The sequence below is a fragment of the Terribium retamae genome (assembly GCF_022347545.1).
Taxonomy (GTDB): Bacteria; Pseudomonadota; Alphaproteobacteria; order Rhizobiales; family Rhizobiaceae; genus Mesorhizobium; species Mesorhizobium retamae.
Map to the genome: position 1 here is coordinate 1 of NZ_JAKREW010000099.1, position 4,106 is coordinate 4,106.

At 66.1% G+C, this 4,106-nt stretch carries 4 protein-coding genes and 1 pseudogene; 3 read left to right on the forward strand and 2 right to left on the reverse strand.

Translation table 11 applies throughout. From position 1 onward, the window contains the following. Positions 1 to 106, forward strand: a pseudogene (locus L4923_RS30565) (iron ABC transporter permease); the annotation flags it as partial. Positions 107 to 116: 10 nt separating this feature from the next. After that, entirely contained in the window at positions 117 to 899 is a 783-nt protein-coding gene (locus tag L4923_RS30570; protein WP_239370848.1) for an ABC transporter ATP-binding protein, read from the forward strand. Between the two features lie 76 nt (positions 900 to 975). On the opposite strand, the gene L4923_RS30575 is transcribed toward L4923_RS30570, so the two are convergent. Continuing rightward, on the reverse strand, positions 976 to 1,653 hold the full coding sequence (locus L4923_RS30575) for a class I SAM-dependent methyltransferase (protein WP_239370849.1): 678 nt from the start codon (positions 1,651 to 1,653) through the stop codon (positions 976 to 978). Between the two features lie 163 nt (positions 1,654 to 1,816). Here L4923_RS30575 and greA point away from each other — a divergent pair, with 163 nt between their 5' ends. Then, on the forward strand, positions 1,817 to 2,299 hold the full coding sequence (gene greA / locus L4923_RS30580) for a transcription elongation factor GreA (RefSeq protein ID WP_239370850.1): 483 nt from the start codon (positions 1,817 to 1,819) through the stop codon (positions 2,297 to 2,299). Positions 2,300 to 2,648: 349 nt separating this feature from the next. Here greA and L4923_RS30585 read toward each other — a convergent pair. After that, positions 2,649 to 4,106, reverse strand: a 1,458-nt coding sequence (locus L4923_RS30585) for a DEAD/DEAH box helicase (RefSeq protein ID WP_239370851.1), incomplete at its 5' end; no start/stop codon positions are given.

Consider the following 4,106-nt stretch of genomic DNA (forward strand, 5'->3'; position numbering starts at 1 on the left):
CCTGATCGGCCGCCTCGCCGGCGGCGCCGAGGAAGTGCCGATCGGCGTGGTCACGGCGCTGGCCGGCGTGCCGGTGCTGCTGGCCCTCCTCCGCAGAACGCCATGAGAAACGCGCAATGCCTTTGACCTGCTCGCAACTGTCGGTTCGTTACGGCTCCCGCCTGGCGCTCAAGGGTTTTCAGCTCGCCTTGCAGAAAGGCGAGATCCGGGCGCTGATCGGCCCGAACGGTTCGGGCAAGAGCACGGCCCTGCAGGCGCTTGCCGGCCTGATCGCACCCGCCGGCGGGCATGCGGCGATCGAAGGGGTTGCGGTGGCGTCGATGTCGCGGCGTGCCATCGCCAGGAAGCTCGCCTTCCTGCCGCAGCAACCCACCGCGCCCGACGAGATGACGATCGCGCAGCTGGTGCGGCAGGGCCGCTTCCCCCATGTCGGGCTGTTCCGCTCCTATGCGCGCCGCGACGAAGAGGCCATCGAATGGGCGCTCGAAAGCACGGGCCTGACCAGCCTGGCCGACCGAACGCTGCAGGAGCTCTCCGGCGGCGAACGCCAGCGCGCCTGGATATCCGCAGCACTGGCGCAGGAGGCAGGCATTCTTTTGCTCGATGAGCCGACCTCGTTCTTGGATATCGGCTATCAGGTCGAGGTGCTGGATCTGGTGCACCGCCTCAGCCGGGAGAAAGGCGTGACGGTGGTCATGGCGATCCATGACATCAACCAGGCGATCGCCGTCAGCGACCGCATCTCGCTGCTCGAAAAGGGCGAGCTGCGCTTCGACGGCGAACCGAGGGCGCTCGCCGCAAGCGGCCTGATCGAAAAGACGTTCCGGGTGAAGGGACGCTTCGTCGAGGTCGGCCCCGACAAGCCGCCGCATTTCGATGTCGAGCTTGCCGGAGCGTGATCCCGAACCGAAGGTCAGCGCAGCAAAAAGTGGCAACCGGTTTTCGGGAAAGATCACGCTCCAATAAAGAATAGACTTACCCCGGACGCTTGACGAGGCGGAAGACGATCTTGGTCTGAGTGTAGTAGTTCAGGGCGTCGGCGAAATCGGGCGTCCAGCCATCCTCGACGAAGGGGATGAAGCCGTCAAATTCCAGCTTCCGGCCGGAGACTTCGAAACCCGCCTTCGCAAAGATGCGGCCGTAGTCGGAAATCGAGCGGTCCTGCACCACGGTGTTGGTGCGCTTGGCCACCAGTTCGCGCCATTTCGGCCAGAGCGGATTGTCGGTGTGGCAGCCGGTGACGGCGTAATAGACGCCGCCGGGTTTCAGGGCCTTGAAGATATCCGCGGCGTGGGCGTCGATGTCTTCGATCAGGTAGATGACCTCGTGGCTTATCGCGAGGTCGAATTCTTCGACCCAGCCTTCGAGGCTCGCGCCGACGGCATGCTGGACAGGCAGGTTTCCCTTCAGAGCCTCCGCCCTGGCGATCGACTGTTCGGCGATATCGATGCCGAGCGCCTTGCGGAACGGCCGCATCGCATAGAGATGCCGCAGCAGCCCGCCCTGGTTGCAGCCGAAATCAAGCACGGCCTTTTGCGACAGATCGCGTTCGGCCATGAGGTCGATGAGATGACGCCAGATCGGCGCGTGGCCGTCCGCCATGCGGTCTTCCGCGTCCGGGTCGACATACCAGGTGGTTATGGTCTTGCTCATCCGCGGTCTCTCCAATGCGATTCACCCGGCCCAGTCTCATAGGGTGACGGAGACGATGTGGATAGGGTGAAATGGCGGCAGCGGGGCGCAGCAGATTGTTGCAGCTTTATCGCCCATGCCGGGTTATGCGTCTGCCAACACTGTTCAACCGGAGTTCCAGCCATTGAGCGTCGCATTCGCCAAGGAGGAAAGTGCCGAAGCCGCCTCGGAAACCATCCTGCCGCCTCGTCCTATCCCCGATCGGATCAATCTGGTCACCGAGGCTGGCCTGAAGATGCTGCAGGATGAACTGGCCCGGGCGCAGCAGGCCCTCGAGGCGGCGAACCTACTGGAAGACGTCAATGAGAGGCGACGGCAGTCCGCCGTGCCGATGCGGGACGTGCGCTATTATGCCGAGCGCGTCCGCACCGCCCGGCTGATGCCGGCGCCTTCTTCCAACGACGTGGTCGCCTTCGGTCATTCCGTCACCTTCCAGCGTGACGATGACCGCATCCAGACCTTCCGCATCGTGGGCGACGACGAGGCCAACCCGGCGCAAGCCTCCATATCGCACGGCTCGCCGGTGGCGATCGCTCTGATGGGCAAATCCGTGGGCGATTTTGTGCCGTTCGGGCAAGGTGAGATCGAGCTGCTCGCCATTTCGTGAGGGGGCGCCGGCGCTTCTGTGCGGGGCTAGTGTGCGCGCACATCTTTTTGACGCGAGCGCGGCGCTGCCCCTCATCGCCCTGCCGGGCACTTCTCCCCGTAAACGGGGAGAAGGAGGCTGGCCGCAGCGACCGTGCTCGCCCTGCAACGCTGGCGATTGGCGAAATCCTGGGCGGGAGCGCCCCTCTCCCCGTTCACGGGGAGAGGATGCCGGCAGGCAGGTGAGGGGCGGCACCGACGATCGGCATCCAGGATAAATGTGTGCGCACGCTAACTTGCGGGGAGATAGAGGCGCGGCGCCTGCGCGACAGCGAGATACAGCGCCAATCTTTCGTAAGGCATGGCACAACTCAACCCTGCCGCTTCGGCTTGCCCTTTTTGCCCCCGGGCGCGCCCTGGCCGCGGTGGGGTTTCTTGCCCGGCTTGCCGCCGAACTTGCCGCCCTTGGCGAAATCCGGCTTGCCGAATTTCGGCTTGCCCCGCCACTCACCGCCGCCGCCTTCGGCAGGCTGGATGACGATGCCGCGTTCGAGGCTGCCGGGTTGCTTGAGCTGCTCGATGAAGCCGGCCGCCTTGTCGGCCGAGATCTCGAAGCGGGTTTGGGTGTCCTCGATGCGGATCGAGCCGACGTCGCGCTTGGAGACGCCGCCGGCCCGGCAGATCATCGGCAGCAGCCATTTCGGGTCGGCGCGCTGCTTGCGCCCGAGCGACAGCGTGAACCAGACGCCGCCTTCCATATCCGGCCGGCGCGGTTCGGCGTCACGCCTGTCATCGATGTCCCGGGTTCCTTTGTCGCGCTTCGGCTTCCTTGCCTGCATGTCGTGGACCGGCAGCGGCAGAAGATCCTCCGGCACGGGGCGGGCGGAGAGCTGCTGACGCAGAAAGGCGGTGGCGATGCGCTCCGGGCTTGCCTTGGCAAGCAGTTCCGCCACGAAGGCAGCTTCAGCCTCGTCCGGCTCGGCGGCCGACAGCACCGTTTCGAGGATCTGGGCGCGATAGCGGGTCTCGATCTCGGCGATGCCGGGGGCAGCACGCATCGTGGCCGACAGCTTGGCGAGCGCCAGCACGCGCTGCGCGGCACCGCGCCGGTTCTCGGGAACGATCAGCACGCAAACGCCCTTGCGCCCGGCGCGTCCGGTGCGGCCGGAGCGGTGCAGCAGTGTCGCCGGGTTGCTCGGCACGTCGGCATGGATGACGAGATCGAGGTTCGGCAGGTCGATGCCGCGCGCTGCGACGTCGGTCGCCACGCAGACATGGGCACGGCCGTCGCGCATCGACTGCAGCGCGTTGGAGCGTTCCGACTGCGCCATCTCGCCCGACAGCGAGACGACCGAGAAGCCGCGATTGGCCAGCCGTGCCGTCAAATGCCGCACCGCCTCGCGGGTGTGACAGAACACCAGCGCGCTGGCGCTGTCGGAATCGAGCAGCGTGTTGATGACGGCATGTTCGCGCTCGTCGCGCCGCACCAGCATCAACTGGTATTCGATGTCGGCATGCTGCTCGGTGGCGGCGGTCGCGGCGATGCGCACCGCATTCTTCTGGAAATTCCTGGCCAGTTCCGCGATGCCGCGCGGCACCGTGGCCGAAAACAGCAGGGTGCGCCGATCCTCGGGCGCGGCACCGAGGATGAATTCGAGGTCTTCGCGAAAGCCGAGGTCGAGCATCTCGTCGGCCTCGTCCAGCACCACGGCGCGCAGCGCGCCGAGATCCAGCGCACCCCTGCCGATGTGGTCGCGCAGGCGTCCCGGCGTACCGACGACGATATGCGCGCCGCCCTCCAGCGCGCGGCGTTCGCGGCGCATGTCCAT

Excerpts from the sequence above, each read along its gene's own strand:
- L4923_RS30570 (WP_239370848.1), top strand. The coding sequence starts at position 117 with ATGCCTTTGACCTGCTCGCAACTGTCGGTTCGTTACGGCTCCCGCCTG.
- L4923_RS30575 (WP_239370849.1), bottom strand. The coding sequence starts at position 1,653 with ATGAGCAAGACCATAACCACCTGGTATGTCGACCCGGACGCGGAAGAC.